Consider the following 16,706-nt stretch of genomic DNA (forward strand, 5'->3'; position numbering starts at 1 on the left):
TCCGCCTCAGTCCTCCTGGTGGTCGTCGGTCTCGTCCTCGCCGCCGGCGGGGTGCCCGACGACCTCCACGTAGGACGGGGTGAGCAGGAAGACCTTGCCGGTCACCCGTTCGATGGAGCCGTGCAGGGCGAAGACCAGGCCGGCGGAGAAGTCCACCAGGCGCTTGGCCTCGGCGTCGCCCATGTCGCTGACGTTCATGATGACGGGCGTGCCCTCGCGGAAGGCCTCGCCGATGGACTTCGCGTCGTTGTAGGAGCGGGGGTGGACCGTGGTGATCGTGCGCAAGGTCGAGCTGTCCTCTCGAGAGCTGGAGGGGGCGCGTTTGATGGGGGTGACCGGCGCCCGGTACTCGGCCGACCGGCGCGGCACGGCCACTGCGGTGGACTCGTGGGCGCGGGCCTCGCGCGGCTCCTCGCGGACCGCGGCGGTGGGCTGGTGCTCCTGGCGGGACGGCGTCGGCTCGTCGTAGTCCTCGTCCGTCTCGGCGAGGCCGAGATAGATCATGGTGCGGCGCAACGCTCCGGCCATGGTGCTCTCCTTGACTGTCTGTGCGGATATCGGCGGTGGGGGGAGTTCCGGGATCCTCGGACCGCCCTGCGCCCGTGGTGCTGCCCGGAACGCGGTACGGCCCTGGCCCCGCGGGGCCGTCCTCCAAGCTATCCTACGGGCGCCCGGGGCCCGAGGATATCGGAGCCGACGCGCACGTGCGTGGCTCCTCGGGCGACCGCCTCCTCGAGGTCCTGGCTCATGCCCGCGGACACGGCCGTGGCCTCCGGGAGGGACCGCCGCAGCCGCTGCGAGAGCTCCTGGAGGCGGTCGAAGGCGGGCGCCGGGGGCGCCCCCAGCGGGGCGACGGCCATGAGGCCCCCGGCCCGCAGCCCCTCGGTGCCGGCGATCTGCTCGGCGAGCCCGACGACGTCCTCGGGGCGGGCGCCGCCGCGGCGCTCCTCGGCGTCCAGGGACACCTGGACGAGGCACGTCAGGTCCTGCTCGGCGCACGGCCCGGGGGCCGCGTCCCCGGCCGCCACGGCCTCCCGGTGCCGCTGCACCGCCTTGCCGAGGGCCGTGACCAGCGAGGCCCGGTCCACGGAGTGCACCCACGCCGCGTAGCGCACCACCGACTTCGCCTTGTTGGACTGGAGCTGGCCCACGAAGTGCCAGGTGAGGGGGCCGTCCACGAGCCCGGCCACCTCCCGCGCCTTGGCGGCGGCCTCCTGGTCCCGGTTCTCCCCCACGTCCCGGACGCCGAGCCGGTGCAGCCGGGCCACGTCCGCGGCCGGGAAGAACTTCGTCACGGCGACCAGCACGGGCTCCTCGGCCGCCCCGCTCCCCCGCGCCGCGGCCTCGATCCGGGCACGCACCCGGTCGAGGGACCGGGCGAGCTCCAGGGTCCGCGGATCGTCGCCGCCGGGGGCGGCGGCCGCCTCGGCGCTCACGCGGCGTCCTTTCCGCGGGGACCGGGGCTCCAGACGAGGCCGACGATGCGGCCGGAGCCGGGGTCCCTGCGGTGCGAGGACAGCCGCTCGTTCTCGAGGGTGCAGGTGGAGCCGGCCCCCGACGGCTCGACGACGCCGACCCCGAGGGCGGACAGCCGCTCCCGGGCCCCGGCGCGCAGGTCGAGGGCAGGGGTGCCCCAGGACGTCGTGGCGGCCACCGCGGGGATCCGCTCCGCGGACTCCTCGCGCATGGCGGCCGGCACCTCGTAGCAGCTGCCGCAGATCGAGGGACCGAGCCAGGCCGACAGCCCGCTCGCGCCCCGTGCCCGCAGCTGCTCGACCGCGCGCTCGAGCACGCCCTCGAGCAGTCCGCGGCGCCCGGCGTGCGCCACGCCCGTGAGCGGGCCTCGGGGCCCCTCCGCGACGAGCACGACGGGCACGCAGTCGGCGACCATCACGGCCAGCGGCACACCCGTCGCCGTGACGGCGGCGTCCGCGGTCGGCACGGCCGGCCGGTCGTGCCGGTCCGCGTCGGCCACGTCGGTGCCGTGCACCTGGTCGAGGAACATCAGGGAGCCGCCCGGGACGCCGATCGACCGCTCGAGCGCGGCCCGGCGGGCCCGCACCGCGCCCGGGTCGTCGCCCGTGTGCAGGGCGAGGTTGCCCGCGCCGCGGTCCGTGAAGGCCACCCGGACACCCTGCCCGACGTCGTCCTGCCACCAGAGCACCGGGTCCTCCTGTCGTTGCTCGTCGTGTCTCGTCGTGCCGCCGGAGGAACCGACGGCGGGGCTTAACGCGCCCTGGGGGCGGACGCGGGTCCACCGCGTCCGCCCCCAGGGGGCCGGACTCACTTCAGGAAGTCGGGGAAGTCCAGGGAGTCCTTGCGCCCGGAGCCCGCCCCGGCGCCGGCCTCCGCCTCGGCGGGCAGGTCGACGTCGAAGCCGGCGTCGTCGGGCACGTCGTCGTTCTGCACCGGCTGCGCCCACCGCTGCGAGGTGGAGGGCTGGGCGAAGGACGGGGTCCCGCCGCGCTGCGGGGCACGGCCCACGCCGGCGGGCTGACCGGCGCCGGACCCGAAGGCCGCGCGCGTGGTCGCCGCCTGCTGGGCGGCCGCGTTGGTGTTGTTCGCGTTGGTCTCCGGGCTCACCGAGTCGAAGCCCGCGGCGATGACCGTGACGCGGGCCTGGTCGCCCAGGGCGTCGTCGATGACCGCGCCGAAGATGATGTTCGCCTCGGGGTGGGCGACCTCCTGGACCAGGCGGGCGGCCTCGTTGATCTCGAACAGCCCGAGGTCGGAGCCGCCCTGGATGGACAGGAGCACGCCGTGGGCGCCGTCGATCGAGGCCTCGAGCAGCGGCGACGCGATGGCGAGCTCGGCCGCCTTCACGGCGCGGTCCTCGCCCTGCGCGGCGCCGATGCCCATGAGCGCCGAGCCGGCGCCCTGCATCACGGACTTCACGTCGGCGAAGTCGAGGTTGATCAGGCCCGGGGTGGTGATCAGGTCCGTGATGCCCTGCACGCCGGAGAGCAGCACCTGGTCCGCGGACTTGAAGGCGTCCAGCATGGACACGTTGCGGTCGGAGATGGACAGCAGCCGGTCGTTGGGGATCACGATGAGGGTGTCGACCTCGTCGCGCAGCGTCTCGATCCCGTTCTCCGCCTGGTTGGACCGGCGGCGGCCCTCGAAGGTGAACGGGCGGGTGACGACACCGATGGTCAGGGCGCCCAGGGAGCGGGCGATGCGGGCGACCACGGGGGCGCCGCCGGTGCCGGTGCCGCCGCCCTCGCCGGCGGTCACGAAGACCATGTCGGCCCCCTTGAGGACCTCCTCGATCTCCTCGTGGTGGTCCTCCGCCGCCTGGCGGCCGACATCGGGGTTGGCGCCGGCGCCCAGGCCGCGCGTGAGCTCTCGCCCGACGTCGAGCTTGACGTCGGCGTCGCTCATCAGCAGGGCCTGCGCGTCCGTGTTGATCGCGATGAACTCGACGCCGCGCAGCCCCTCCTCGATCATCCGGTTGACGGCGTTGACGCCGCCGCCGCCGATTCCGACGACCTTGATGACGGCCAAGTAGTTCTGGGGGGTGGAGGAGTCCATGGGTACCTAACTGGAGATGGTTCGGGTCGGGGATGGCGAGCCGTTTCTCAACCTTCTATCGAAGGTCGAATCTCATGCCGTCAGCTGCTCCCCCGGCGGGTTCGATGTCGGGGTCAAGCCTAACAACGACGGGGACCACCTGCACGACAAGCCATACCGCTTTCGACACTTTTCGCCAAAACCGCAGGTCGTGCTGCGTTTCGGCCGCACTCTCGACCTCTGGTGGAACGTGAGGTCCGGTGTCGTGCCTCAGCGCACCACGGGACGGGTCGGGCTCGACACGTCGTAGGTCTCGACGCCGCTGCCGGCGCCGCGCGCCTCGACGAGCTCCCGCAGGACCTGCGACTTGAGCTCGCTGTCCTCGGCGGTGCCCCAGACGACCGTGCGGCCGTCGGTGAAGGCCAGCTCCACCGAGGACAGCGACTCGGCCGAGGCGGTGCGCAGCTGGGCGAGGACGGACTCCGGCAGGGCCGCCAGCACGTCCGCGATGGCCTCGAACCGTTCGCCCTCCAGCACGTCGCGCCCGCCCGTGACGACGGGGACGCCCGCCTCCTCCGCGGAGCCGGCGGTCATCAGCTCCACCCCCTCCGAGTCGACGACCACGAACTCCCCGTCGTCCTCGATCGCGGCCACGGGCACGCGCTCGCGCAGCGCGACCACGAGGTGGTGCGGGGGCTCGAGCAGGACCTCGATGGAGCGGACCTGCGGGATCCGCCCCACCCGCTCCCGCACCTCGTCCTTGGAGATCCGCGTCAGCGGGACGCCCCGGTAGGCGTCGAGCGCGGACTCGACCCGGGCCGGGTCCGTCAGCTCCGCACCGCGCACCGTGATGTCCCGCACGGCCAGCGCCGGGGAGAGGAACAGGACGCCGGCGAGCACCGCGAGGGCGGCGAGCACCCCGAGGACCGCGCCGATCCGCCGGCGCCGGCGCCGGGCCCCCGGTGAGGCGGGAAAGGCCACGACCGTGGCCCCCACGGCTGTGGCCCCCACGGCCGTGGAACCGGCCCGCGGGGGCTCCTCCACCGGGGGGAGCCGGGAGGCGGTGAGCGTGCGGGTGGCGGCGCGCTCCTGCCGGTGCCGCCGCCAGGCGCTGAAGCGCCCGCCGGCGGCCGGGACCTCCTCGAGGTCGTCCTCGTCGGCCAGGGGCGTGACCTTGGTCCCGTCGTTCACGCGCACCCGCACGCGCCCGCCCTCCGGCGCGGCCGCGCCGGAGGCGGTGCTCCCGGAGCGCGGCGGGCCCCCGGGGCCGGCCGGCGGTCCGGGGTCGCGTTCGGGGGCGGTGCCCCGCTCGGGGGCGGGGCCCGCGGTGGTCTCCGGCACGGGCCCGCCGGCGGGCCCGCCGGAGTCCCCGGCGGAGTCCCCGGCCGGGTCCCCGAAGCGGGGCTGGTGCGGGCGGCCGTGCCGGCTCATCAGCGGGCCCCGAGGCGGTCCACGAGCCGGGGCCCGAGGGCGGTGACGTCCCCGGCGCCCACCGTGAGCACCAGGTCCCCGGGGCGTGCGGCCGCCGCGGCCTCGGCGACCGCGTCGGCGCCGTCCGGCACGTAGCGGACGTGGGCGGGGGCGCGGTCGGTGACGATCCGGCTCGTGAGGCCGTCGACGGGCTGCTCCCGCGCGGCGAAGATGTCGATGACGAGGGCCTCGTCGGCCAGCGCCAGGGCGTCGGCGAACTCGGCCGCGAACTCGCGCGTGCGGGAGAACAGGTGCGGCTGGAAGATCGCGATCACCCGGTGCCCGGACGCGACCTCCCGCGCGGCCGTGAGCGCCGCGACCACCTCGGTCGGGTGGTGGGCGTAGTCGTCGAAGACCCGGACCCCGTCCACCTCGCCCCGCAGGTCGAAGCGCCGGGCGGAGCCGTGGAAGCCGGCCAGCCCGCGCACCGCGTCCGCGGGCGGGACGCCGGCCTCGACGGCCACGCAGAAGGCGGCGGTCGCGTTGAGGACGTTGTGCCGGCCCGGCACCACGAGCTCGAGCCGCTCCTCCCGGCGGTCGGCGCCCTCGCCCAGGAGGAGGGTGCTGGTGGTGCGCAGCCCGTCGGCCTCCCCGGGGAGCACCCGGACGTCAGAGCCCGGGTCCGTGCCGTAGCTGACCACCCGTCCGCCGGCGGACCGGTGGCGCTCCGCGAGCGCCCGGGAGCCGGGGTCGTCCTGGCAGGCCACGAGCAGCCCGTCCGCGGGCAGGGTCGCGGCGAACTCGTCGAAGGCCCGGTAGAAGGCCTCGCGGGAGGCGTAGTAGTCGAGGTGGTCGGGCTCGATGTTCGTGACCACGGCGATCCGCGGACCGTACGCGAGGAAGGAGCCGTCCGACTCGTCGGCCTCGGCCACGAACCACGGGCCCGTGCCGAGGGCCGCGTTGGAGCCGAGGTCGGCCACGTGCGCGCCGATGGCCCAGGAGGGCTCCAGCCCGGCGGTGTGCAGCGCGAGCGCGGCCATGGCGCTCGTGGTCGTCTTGCCGTGGGTGCCGGCCACCGCCACGACCGCGCGGCCGTGCATCGCGGCCGCGAGGGCCTCGGAGCGGTGCAGCACGCGCAGCCCGGCGGCCCGGGCGGCGGAGTACTCGGGGTCCTCGGGCGGGATCGCGGTGGACACGACCACGGTCTGCGCCCCGTCCACGTGCTCGGCGCGCTGGCCCACGTGCACGGTGGCGCCCAGGTTCTGGAGCTGGCGCAGCGCCGGGGAGTCCTGGCGGTCGGAGCCGCTGACCGGGACCCCGCGAGCGAGCATCAGCTTGGCGACGGCGGACATCCCCGCGCCGCCCATCCCGATGAAGTGGACCCGGCCCAGCAGGGCGGGGTCGGTCTCGTGCTCAGCGCTCACCGGGGACCTCCTCGAGGATCATCCGTGCCAGCACGGTGTCGGCGTCGCGCACGCCGTGGGCGCGGCTCGCGGCGGCCATCGCGGCGAGGCGGCCGGGGTCGGCCAGCAGGGGGTGCACGTTCCGGCGGTACCAGTCGGGGGTGAACGCGTCGTCGGCGACGAGCTGCGCCGCGCCGGCCGCCACCAGGGAGGCGGCGTTGAGCGCCTGCTCGCCGTTGCCGACGGGCAGCGGGACGAACACGGCGGGCAGGCCGACGGCGGCGACCTCCGAGACGGTCGCGGCGCCGGCGCGGGCCACGAGCAGGTCCGCGGCGGCGTAGACGCGCTCCATGCCGTCCACGTACTCGACCTGCACGTAGCCGGGGGCGCTCAGCGGCGCGCCGTCCTCCCGGGTGAGCTGCTTGCCCCGGCCGGTGACGTGGAGGAGCTGGTAGCCGCGCGCGGCGACCTCCCCGACGACGCCGGCCACGGTGCGGTTCATGGCGAGGGCGCCCGAGGAGCCGCCGGTGACCACGACGGTGGGCAGGTCGGGGTCGAGCCCGAAGGACCGGCGGGCCTCGGCGCGCAGCGCCTCCCGGTCCAGGTGGGAGATCTCCCGGCGCATGGGCATGCCGACGGTGACGGCTCCGCGCAGCGGGGTGCCGGGGAACGCGGCGGCCACGGTCCTGGCCCAGCGCGCGCCGACCCGATTGGCCAGACCGGGGCGGGCGTTGGCCTCGTGCACCACGATGGGCAGCCCGCGCCGGGCGGCGGCGAGGTAGACGGGGGTGCAGACGTAGCCGCCGACGCCCAGCACCACGTCCGGCCGGACGCGGTCGAGGATCTCCCCGGCCTGCCGCACGGCGCCGAGGAGCCGTCCGGGCAGCCGGACGAGGTCCACGGAGGGCCGGCGGGGCAGCGGGACCCGGTCGACGAGCTCGAGCTCGAGCCCGGCCTGCGGGACGAGCCGGGTCTCCATCCCGGACGCGGTGCCCACCGCCGTGAGGCGGGCCTCCGGGGCCTGCTCCCGCAGCGCGGCGGCCACGGCCAAGAGGGGGCTGACGTGCCCGGCGGTGCCCCCGCCGGCCAGCAGGACCGACGGCGCGGGGCCTCCGGTGGTGGGTTCGGACGGTGTCATGCGCGATCCTCGTTCGGGGTGCGGGGGCGGGGGGTGCGGGTGGGGACCTGGATCCGGCGCGGCAGCCGGGTGAAGGACATCACGACGCCGACGGCCGCGAGGCTCATCAGCAGCGACGACCCACCGTAGCTGATGAACGGGAGGGGGACGCCGATCACGGGCAGCACCCCCGTGACCATGCCGATGTTGATGAACGCCTGGCCGACCAGCCAGGTCACGATGCAGGCGGTGGCGATCCGGACGAAGCCGCTGCGGGCACGCAGGATGACCCGGGCCATCGCCAGGGCCATGACCGCGAAGAGGGCCAGGATCAGCACCGTGCCCAGCAGGCCCAGCTCCTCGCCGATGATCGAGAAGATGTAGTCGTTGTGCGCCTCGGGGACGTAGTTGTACTTGAGCCGGGACTGGCCCAGCCCCACGCCCCACCAGCCGCCCGAGGCGAGGGCGTTGAGCCCCTGCTGAGACTGGTAGCAGGCGTCGGTGGCGCCGCACTCGCCGAACAGCCAGCCGGTGATCCGGTCCACGCGGTGGGGCGCGGTGACCACGGCCAGTGTGCCGACCAGCGCGGCCCCGGCGGCCGCGATCGCGAACAGCCGCAGCGGCGCCCCGGCGAAGAACAGGGCGGCCCCGTAGATCAGCACGAAGACGATGGCCGTGCCGACGTCGTCGCCCAGCACGATCATCGCGGCGGGGATCCCGATGCCCAGCCCGGACGGCCACAGGGCCTGGCGCCAGTCGCGCACGGCGTCGCCCTGCCGGGCCAGGACCATGGCCAGCCAGATCGCCACGGCGAGCTTGGCGGCCTCGGACGGCTGGAAGGACTGCCCGCCCACCACGATCCAGTTCCGGTTGCCGTTGATCTCCTGTCCGAGCGGGGTGAAGACGAGCATGAGCAGCAGCACGGCGAGGACCAGCAGTCCGGTGGCGCCCCGGCGGTACCAGGCGGTGGGCACGAAGGACAGCGCGAACATCAGGACCACGCCGATCCCCCCGAAGGTGGCCTGCTTGACGAAGTACGAGTACGCGGACTCCTGCGCCGAGATCGACTCGACCGCCGAGGCGGAGAGGACCATCATGATGCCGATGGCCGTGAGCAGCAGCACGGAGCCGGCCAGCGCGTAGTAGGAGTGGATGAGGGGGCCGTCCACGAGGGCACGCCAGAAGCGGCGCGCCCCGCCCAGGGAGCCGCGGGCCGTCTCCGCAAGCCCCGCCCGGTCCTGCACCTGCGTCACGAGAGCCGTCCCACGAGGTCCGCGACCTCCCGGACGAACGCGTCACCGCGGTGGGCGTAGGAGCTGAACTGGTCCATCGAGGCGGACGCCGGGGCCATCAGCACCGTGTCGCCCTTCCGGGCGACCTCGTGGGCGAGCCGCACCGCCTCGCCCATCACGGCGTCGCCCGCCGCGGGGCCGGGACGTTCGGCGGTCCGCAGGACGGGGACCTCGGGGGCGTACGCGGCGAGCGCGGCCAGCAGCGAGTCGTTGTCCGTGCCGATGAGCACCACGGTGCGCAGCCGCCCGGCGTGCCGGGCGACGAGCCGGTCGTAGGAGACGCCCTTGGACAGGCCGCCGGCGATCCACACCACGGAGTCGAACGCGGCCAGGGCGGCGTCGGCCGCGTGCGGGTTGGTGGCCTTGGAGTCGTTGATCCACAGCACGCCGTGGGTCGTGGCGACGGCCTGGATCCGGTGGTCGCCGGGCTCCCAGGCGCGCAGCCCCTCCCGCACGGCCTCCGGCGGGGCGCCGGCCGCCCGGGCCAGCGCCGCGGCGGCCAGCGCGTTGGCCACGCCGTGGGGCGTGGGGAGGGGGCCGGTGTCGGTGATGGAGGCGAGCTCGAGGGCGGAGCCCAGGCGGTCGTCGAGGAAGGCGCGGTCCACGAGCAGGTCCTCCACGACGCCGAGCATGCTGACGTCCGGGGTCTCGAGGGTGAAGCCCACGGCGCGGCAGCCCTCCAGCACGTCGGCCTCCTCGACCATGCGCACGGTCTCGGCCTGCTGGGCGTTGTAGACGCACGCCACCCGGGTGTGCTCGTAGATGCGGGACTTGTCCGCCACGTAGTTCTCGTAGCCGCCGTGCCAGTCCACGTGGTCCTCGGCCACGTTGAGCACCACGGACGCCAGCGGCGACATCGAGGACGTCCAGTGCAGCTGGAAGCTGGAGAGCTCCACGGCGAGGACGTCGTGCTCGACCGGCTCGCGCAGCGCGTCCAGGATGGGGGTGCCCACGTTGCCGACGGCGGCCGCGGTGAGCCCGGCGGCCTGCAGCATCGACGCGGTCATCCCGACCGTGGTGGTCTTGCCGTTGGTCCCGGTGATGCACACCCACTCGGCGGTCCTGCGCCCGGCGCGCTCGCGCACCCGCCAGGCGAGCTCCACGTCGCCCCAGATCTGGACGCCCTCGACGGCCGCGGCGGCGAGCAGGGGGTGGTCGGGCCGCAGCCCCGGGGACGTGACGACCAGGTCGGGGCGCTCGCCCTCGACGTCGGGCACGGCCCCCTGGGCGGCCTCCCCCAGCAGGACGTCGGCGGCGCCCACGATCCGCAGGGTGTCGGCCTTCGCCCGGTTCTCCGGGGTGTCCGCCCCGTCGACGACGACGACGCGGGCGCCGAGCTCGACCAGGGTGTCCGCGGCGGCGAAACCCGAGAGGCCGATGCCGGCGACGACCACGCGCAACCCGGCCCAGTCGGCGTCCCACGTGGTGAGCCCGGCCAGGCGCGGCCGGTCCAGGACGGGGTTGTCGTTGCTCGCGTGGATCATTGGATCATTCCTCCGTGGGAGAGCAGCCAGTCGCCGTAGAAGACGCCGAGCGCGGCCGCGACGAACAGCCCGGCGATGATCCAGAAGCGGACCACGATGGTCACCTCGTTCCAGCCCTTGAGCTCGAAGTGGTGCTGCAGCGGCGCCATCTTGAAGATGCGCTTGCCGCCGGAGAGCTTGAAGTAGCCGACCTGCAGGATGACGGAGACCGTGATGATCACGAACAGCCCGGCGATGAGCACCAGCAGCAGCTCGGTGCGGGTGAGCACCGCGAACGCGGCGAGCGCGCCGCCGAGGCCCAGCGATCCCGTGTCGCCCATGAAGATCTTCGCCGGGGAGGTGTTCCACCACAGGAAGCCCACCAGGGCCCCGACCAGCGCGGCGGCGGTGAGGGCGAGGTCGGCGGCGTCGCGCACCTCGTAGCAGACCCCCTCGGCCACGGCTCCGCACAGGTGGGTGTTCTGCCACATGGCGATCAACAGGTAGCCGCTGAACACGAGGATGGACGCACCGGTGGCGAGGCCGTCGAGGCCGTCGGTGAGGTTCACGGCGTTGGTCGTGGCCGTGGCGATCAGGTTCACCCAGATCACGAAGAGGACGGCCCCGATCGCGGTGCCGGCGAAGGCGAGGTCGAGGGCGGTGTCCCGGGTGATGGAGATCGCCGAGGACGCGGGGGTCGTGCCCTGCGGACCGGGCACGAGCAGCACGAGCAGGGCGAAGGCGGTGCCGATGAGGCCCTGGAGGACGATCTTGCCCACGGGGCTGAGCCCGAGGTTCTGCTTCTTGGCGATCTTCTTGTAGTCGTCGATGAACCCGACGAAGCCCATGCCGAGCATCAGCAGCAGCGCGGAGAGCCCGGAGAGGGTGACGCCCCCGTAGGAGGGCCACAGCATCCCGGAGATCAGGTGCGTGAGCGCGTAGGCGACCACCACGGAGCCGAGGATCGCCACGCCGCCCATGGTGGGCGTCCCGCGCTTGGTGTGGTGGCTGGTGGGCCCGTCGTCCCGGATGAACTGGCCGTAGCCGCGCCGGGCGAGGAACTTGATGAAGGCCGGGGTGCCGAAGAGGGACAGGACCAGGGCGAAGCAGGCCGCTATGAGGATCTGGATCATGCCGGCTCGTTCCCGTCCGCGGAGGGGCCCGGGGTGGTGGGCCTCCCGCTCGGGTCGAGGGAGGCGTTGACGAAGGGACCGGCCGAGCGCCAGTGGTCGCCGCGCGCCGGGGCGTCGTTGCCCGGGGCGGGCCCGCCGGCGCCGTCCCCGGCGTCGGCCGCGACCCGGTCCCCCAGGACCCGGAGACCGGCGGCGTTGGAGGACTTGAAGAGCACGATGTCACCCGGTGCCAGCTCCTGGCGCAGGATCTCCTCGGCGTCCTCCGCGGTCGCCGCCCAGGTGGCCTCGTTGCCCCACGAGCCCTCGAGCTGGGCGGCGTCGTAGACCGGGCGGGCGAGGTCGCCCACGGCGATCAGCTTGGAGATGTTGAGCCGGACCACCATGCGGCCCAGGGCGTCGTGCTCCTCGATCGTGCTGTCGCCGAGTTCGAGCATGCCCCCGAGCACCGCCCAGGTGCGGCGGGGCGCGGACCCGGCGGAGCCGCGGCCCAGCTGGGCCAGGGTCTGCAGCGCGGCGCGCATCGACTGCGGGTTGGCGTTGTAGGCGTCGTTGACCACCGTGACGCCGTCGGCCCGCTCGGTGCGCTCCATCCGCCACCGGCTCGCGGCGCCCTGGGCGTTGAGCGAGGCCGCGATCCGCTCCGGGGCGACCCCGGCCACGAAGGCCGCGGAAGCGGCCGCGAGCAGGTTGGAGACGTGGTGCTCCCCGATGAGCCGGGAGACGATCCGGTGCGCGGAGCCGGCCGGGAAGTGCAGGAGGAACTCCGGGCTGCCGCCGGGCCCGAGGCGGATCTCGGAGGCGTGCACCCGGGCGGCCGGGACGTCGGGCAGCGCGTTCGCCGGGGACTCCCCGAAGAAGAGCACGGGCGCGGCGGTGCGGCGGTGCATCTGGCGGACCAGCGGGTCGTCGTCGTTGAGGACCGCCACGCCGTCGGCCCGCAGGGACTCGACGAGCTCGCCCTTGGCGCGGGCGATATTGGCGACCCCGCCGAACTCGCCGGCGTGGGCGGAGCCCACGCACAGCACCACCCCGATGTCGGGGCGGACCATCCGGCACAGGTAGTCGATGTTGCCGATCCGGGTGGCGCCCATCTCGATGATGAGGAACCGGGTGTCCGGCCCGGCCTCGAAGACGGTCAGCGGCACGCCGACCTCCCCGTTGTACGAACCGCGGGGCGCGACCGTGGGACCCTCCGCGGCGAAGATGCCCCGCAGGAGGTCCTTGGTGGTGGTCTTGCCGACGGATCCGGTGACGGCGATGACCTTCACCTCGTGGTCCGCGCGCAGCTGGGCCACGACCCAGGCGGCCAGCCGGCCCATCGCCTCCACCACGTCGGGGACCAGCACGCCCGGGTAGGTGACCCCCGCGGCGTCGGAGACCTCGTGCTCGACGAGGGCGAGGACGGCGCCGGCGGCGAAGGCCGCGCCCACGTACTCGTGGCCGTCGGTGACCTCCCCCGGTTTGGCGACGAACAGCGTCCCGGGACGCGCCTCGCGGGAGTCGGTCGCGACGTGGCGGACGACGGGCGCGGCGGCGGCGGCGCCGACGGCGCGCCCGCCGGTGATCTGCGCGAGCTGTGCGGCGGTGAGGTCGATCATCGGTTCTCCCAACGGTCCTGCTGCCCGTCGGCCAGCGCGGCCCGCAGCTCTTCCCTGTCGTCCAGCGGGTGGTCCACGCCCCGGATCTCCTGGACCGTCTCGTGCCCGCGGCCGGCCACGAGCACGGAGTCGGTGCGCCCCGCCATGGCCACCGCGGCGCGGATGGCCACGGTGCGGGGCTCGAGCACGAGCACCTCCTGGGCCCGGGCGCCGGCGTCGCGGGCCGCGAACGCCCCGGCCGCGACCTCGGCGCGGATCGCGCCGGCGTCCTCGTCGTGCGGGTCGTCGTCCGTGATGATCACCACGTCCGCGTGGCGGGCGGCGATCTCCCCCATGACCGGGCGCTTGGAGCGGTCCCGCTCCCCCGTGGCGCCGAAGACCACGATCACGCGGCCCTCCTCGTCCGGCGGTTCGACGGCGGCGAGCGCGCGGCGCAGGGCGTCCGGGTTGTGCGCGAAATCGACGACGGCGGTGGGCTGCGTGCCGATGAGCTGCATCCGCCCGGGCACATCCGTGGTGAGGGGGTCCGCCTCGTCGAGGACGCGCTGCACGTCGGCGACGTCGACCCCGGAGGCCACGACCATGACCACGGCGAGCGCGGCGTTGGCCACGTTGAAGTCGCCCGGCAGGCCCGTGGACACGCGCAGCGTGCGGCCGTCCCGGTGCCGCAGCGCGAAGGAGTGCCCGATCCCGCGGCGGGTCAGGCTGGTCAGCGTCCAGTCCGCGCCGTGCCGGCCCGGTCCGGCGTCCCGGTCCCCCGGCACGCCGCCGCGCAGGGCGATCGTGTCGACGAGGTCCGGGCCGAGCCGCTCCCGCGCGTGCTCGGCCATCTTCAGGCCCCAGACGTCGTCCTCGTCCTGGACCACGACGACGGCCCGGCGGGTCCGCTCCGGGGTGAGCAGCTGGGCCTTGACCGCGAAGTACTCGTCCATCGACCCGTGCAGGTCGAGGTGGTCCTGGGTCAGGTTGGTGAACCCGGCGACGTCGAAGCGGACGCCGTCCACCCGGTGGAACTGTAGGGCGTGGGAGGAGACCTCCATGGACGCCGCCGTGATGCCGCGCTCGCGCATGAGCGCCAGCAGCGCGTGCACGTGCGGGGCCTCCGGGGTGGTGAGCCGGGAGGGGATCGACTCGTCGCCGGCGAGGATCTCGATGGTCCCGATCAGGCCCGTGCGCCGGCCCAGGGCGCGGAGCACCGAGTTGGTGAAGTAGGTCGTGGTCGTCTTGCCGTTGGTGCCGGTCACCGCGAACAGGGCCGGGGCGGTCCCGTCCTCCGGCCGGGAGCCGTAGACGCGTGCGGCGATCGCCCCCACGGACCGGCGGGGGTCCGGGGCCTCGACCACGGGCAGCCCGATGCCGGCGTCCCGGAGGATCCCGGCGCCCTCGGCGTCGGTGAGCACCGCGGCGGCGCCGGAGCGCTGGGCGGCCGCGGCGAAGCGGGCGCCGTGGGTGCGGGCGCCGGGCAGCGCCGCGTAGAGGTCCCCGGGACGCAGGTCCCGGGAGTCCAGGGCGATGCCGGTGACCTCCACCGCGCGGGTCGGCGCCGTCCCGCCCGCGAGCCGGGCGGTCTCCGCGAGGCTCAGCGGCCGGGGGCGGGCGGGGCGCATCGTCTGCGCGTCGTGTCCCTGCTGGGCTGTCGCGTCCATCAACGTCCTTCATGGTCTGGGCGGCGGGTGGGTGGTCCGCCGGGAGCGGGGGGCGGGCCCGGGGGTGGCCGGGCACGGCGATATGGAAGTCTAGTCGCCCTCGTCGGCCCGCCGGGACGCCTCCGGGGCGGTCCCGCCGGTCCCGGCGGCCCCGGTTCCGGCCGCGGCGTCGGCCCCGGGGCCGGCCTCGGTGCCGGCCTCCGTGTCGGCGGCGGGGCCCTCCTCGGCGTCGGCCGGGGCGTCCGCCCGGGTGCCGCCGTCCTCGGGCGCCTCGACGCCCGGCGGGGTGTCCACCGGCGCGGTCTGCTCGCTCTCGTCCTCCTCCGGATCGTCCGTGCGCAGCGGGATCCGCACGGGCTCGGTGGTGGAGGGCGGGACGTCGTAGTGGCGCAGCACCTGGCCCATGATCTTGCTGAAGGTGGGGGTGGTGCCGATCGCGCGGACGTCGCCCTGGGGGCGCTGGAGCGTGACCGCCACGAGGTACTGGGGGTCCTCCACGGGGGCGACGCCCACGAAGGAGGTGGTGTACCCGTCGTAGCCGCCCTCCGGGCTGGGGGCCTCGGCGGTGCCGGTCTTGCCGCCCACCCGGTAGCCCTCCACGGCGGCCTCCTTGGCGCCGCCCTGGGTGACGGTGACCTCCATCATGTCCAGCACCTGCTCGGCCGTCTCCTCCGAGACGACCCGTTCGCCCTCGGGCCGCTCGACCGGGGTGCTGGTGCCGTCGGGGGCGAGGACGGACTCGACGACCCGGGGCTCCACCTGGACCCCGCCGTTGCCGATGGCCTGGAAGATCGTCGCCGTGCGCAGCGGGGTCTGGGCGACGCCCTGGCCGAAGAGCACGGTGTACTGCTGGCGCACGTCCCACTGGTCCGCGCTCGTGAGGATGCCGGGCGACTCACCGGGCAGCTCGATGCCCGTGGTCTCGCCGACGCCGAAGCGCTGCATCCACTCGTGGCGCTGCTCCGGGGCGAGCTTGCCGCCGACCAGGACGGTGCCGGTGTTCATCGAGTCGGCGATGATCCCGGTGAACGTGCGCCGCTGCTCGCCGTGGTCGAAGGCGTCGGTGATCTTCTGCCCGTCGATCTCCAGGAACGGGGGCACGGTGACCTCCGTGCGGGGCGTGGCCACGCCCTCCTCCACGGCGGCCGCCGCGGTGAGGATCTTCTGGGTGGAGCCGGGCTCCACGGCCTGGGTGACGGCCCGCGCCCCCAGGTCCTCCGCCTCGGCGGAGCCGATGTCGTTGGGATCCACGGTCGAGGAGTCGGCCAGCGCGAGCACCGCACCGTCCTCGATCCGCATGACCACGGCCGTGCCCCACTCGGCGTCGAGCTCCTCGGCGCGCTCGGTGACGGCCTGCTGGGCGAAGAACTGGACGTCGCTGTCGATGGAGAGCTGCACCGAGGAACCGTCCTCGACCGGGCTCTCCTCCTGGGGCGCCACCGGGATCCGCACGCCGTCGGCGCTGATCTCGAAGGTCCGGCTCCCGTCGGTGCCGCGCAGCAGCTCGTCCTGGGTCTGCTCGATCCCGCCGAGCGCCTCGTCGTCCCCGCCCATGAAGCCGACCACGCTGCCGCCCACCGGGCCGTTGGGGTAGATGCGGTCGGAGGACGGCTGCCCGTACACGTAGGGCAGGCCGAGCTCGCGCACGGTGTTCCACTGCTCGGGCGTGACCCCGCGGGCCACGTACTCGAACTGCTTGTCGCCGTCGAGGGCGTCCTTGACCTCGGTGTCCTCGAGCTCGAGGGCGTCGGCGAGCTGGTACACCGCCTGTGTGGGGGTCACGGTCTCGGTGGTGCCGTCGGCCAGGGGCCGCTCGAACTCGCGCACCAGGGACTGGTCGACCGTGACGTCGTAGCGCTGGAGCGTGCGGGCCAGGACGTTGCCGTGGGTGTCGCGGATCTCGCCGCGCAGCGCGGGCACCACCTCGGTGCGGGACCGCTCACCGGCGGCGGCCTCGGCCCGGCCGGCGGCGTCGAAGCCCTGCACCCACACGAGCCGGATCCCGAGGACCACGAGCAGTCCGAGCACGAGGACGACGCCGATGTGGCTGCGTCCGATGCCGCGGGCGCGGGGGGCGTCGGACGTCGAGCGTGCGCGTGCCACGTGTCTGCCTCGTTCCTGGTTGCGACTGGAA

The 16,706-nt window shown here is 74.7% G+C and carries 13 protein-coding genes; all 13 read right to left on the bottom strand.

All coding sequences use genetic code 11. From position 1 onward, the window contains the following. Positions 1 to 6: 6 nt before the first annotated feature. The 13 genes from RF644_RS09705 to RF644_RS09765 all read right to left on the bottom strand — a co-directional run bounded on the left by RF644_RS09705 (position 7) and on the right by RF644_RS09765 (position 16,675). Positions 7 to 528 carry a cell division protein SepF gene (locus RF644_RS09705; RefSeq protein WP_017833680.1) on the bottom strand — a complete coding sequence of 174 codons (522 nt, stop codon included), beginning with the start codon at positions 526 to 528 and terminating at the stop codon, positions 7 to 9. Between the two features lie 128 nt (positions 529 to 656). After that, the gene (locus tag RF644_RS09710) at positions 657 to 1,436 is read right to left on the bottom strand and encodes a YggS family pyridoxal phosphate-dependent enzyme (RefSeq protein ID WP_368796353.1); all 780 of its coding nucleotides are present in this window, start codon (positions 1,434 to 1,436) and stop codon (positions 657 to 659) included. Further along, positions 1,433 to 2,164 carry a polyphenol oxidase family protein gene (locus tag RF644_RS09715; RefSeq protein ID WP_368796354.1) on the bottom strand — a complete coding sequence of 244 codons (732 nt, stop codon included), beginning with the start codon at positions 2,162 to 2,164 and terminating at the stop codon, positions 1,433 to 1,435. The genes RF644_RS09710 and RF644_RS09715 overlap by 4 nt, the downstream gene beginning before the upstream one ends. Before the next feature lie 119 nt (positions 2,165 to 2,283). Then, on the bottom strand, positions 2,284 to 3,531 hold the full coding sequence (ftsZ, locus tag RF644_RS09720) for a cell division protein FtsZ (protein ID WP_035924051.1): 1,248 nt from the start codon (positions 3,529 to 3,531) through the stop codon (positions 2,284 to 2,286). Between the two features lie 249 nt (positions 3,532 to 3,780). Beyond that, a complete protein-coding gene (locus RF644_RS09725) occupies positions 3,781 to 4,941 on the bottom strand; it encodes a cell division protein FtsQ/DivIB (RefSeq protein ID WP_368796355.1) in 1,161 nt (386 codons plus the stop codon). Beyond that, positions 4,941 to 6,344, bottom strand: a complete 1,404-nt coding sequence (gene murC, locus RF644_RS09730; RefSeq protein ID WP_368796356.1) for a UDP-N-acetylmuramate--L-alanine ligase — start codon at positions 6,342 to 6,344, stop codon at positions 4,941 to 4,943. The genes RF644_RS09725 and murC overlap by 1 nt, the downstream gene beginning before the upstream one ends. Next, positions 6,334 to 7,461: an undecaprenyldiphospho-muramoylpentapeptide beta-N-acetylglucosaminyltransferase gene (murG, locus tag RF644_RS09735; RefSeq protein ID WP_368796357.1), complete on the bottom strand. Its 1,128-nt coding sequence runs from the start codon at positions 7,459 to 7,461 to the stop codon at positions 6,334 to 6,336. Before murG ends, murC begins: the two co-directional genes overlap by 11 nt. Then, positions 7,458 to 8,693: a putative lipid II flippase FtsW gene (gene ftsW, locus RF644_RS09740; protein WP_368796358.1), complete on the bottom strand. Its 1,236-nt coding sequence runs from the start codon at positions 8,691 to 8,693 to the stop codon at positions 7,458 to 7,460. The genes murG and ftsW overlap by 4 nt, the downstream gene beginning before the upstream one ends. Then, positions 8,690 to 10,216 carry a UDP-N-acetylmuramoyl-L-alanine--D-glutamate ligase gene (murD, locus tag RF644_RS09745; RefSeq protein WP_368796359.1) on the bottom strand — a complete coding sequence of 509 codons (1,527 nt, stop codon included), beginning with the start codon at positions 10,214 to 10,216 and terminating at the stop codon, positions 8,690 to 8,692. The genes ftsW and murD overlap by 4 nt, the downstream gene beginning before the upstream one ends. After that, complete coding sequence (gene mraY / locus RF644_RS09750) at positions 10,213 to 11,328, bottom strand: phospho-N-acetylmuramoyl-pentapeptide-transferase (protein ID WP_368796360.1); 1,116 nt, start codon at positions 11,326 to 11,328, stop codon at positions 10,213 to 10,215. Before mraY ends, murD begins: the two co-directional genes overlap by 4 nt. Continuing rightward, the gene (murF, locus tag RF644_RS09755; protein WP_368796361.1) at positions 11,325 to 12,926 is read right to left on the bottom strand and encodes a UDP-N-acetylmuramoyl-tripeptide--D-alanyl-D-alanine ligase; all 1,602 of its coding nucleotides are present in this window, start codon (positions 12,924 to 12,926) and stop codon (positions 11,325 to 11,327) included. The genes mraY and murF overlap by 4 nt, the downstream gene beginning before the upstream one ends. After that, complete coding sequence (locus RF644_RS09760; RefSeq protein WP_368796362.1) at positions 12,923 to 14,572, bottom strand: UDP-N-acetylmuramoyl-L-alanyl-D-glutamate--2,6-diaminopimelate ligase; 1,650 nt, start codon at positions 14,570 to 14,572, stop codon at positions 12,923 to 12,925. The genes murF and RF644_RS09760 overlap by 4 nt, the downstream gene beginning before the upstream one ends. Positions 14,573 to 14,662: 90 nt before the next feature. Then, the gene (locus RF644_RS09765) at positions 14,663 to 16,675 is read right to left on the bottom strand and encodes a peptidoglycan D,D-transpeptidase FtsI family protein (RefSeq protein WP_368796363.1); all 2,013 of its coding nucleotides are present in this window, start codon (positions 16,673 to 16,675) and stop codon (positions 14,663 to 14,665) included. Positions 16,676 to 16,706: the final 31 nt, after the last annotated feature.

It is taken from the genome of Kocuria sp. CPCC 205258, from assembly GCF_040981005.1.
GTDB classification, from domain to species: Bacteria; Actinomycetota; Actinomycetes; order Actinomycetales; family Micrococcaceae; genus Kocuria; species Kocuria rosea.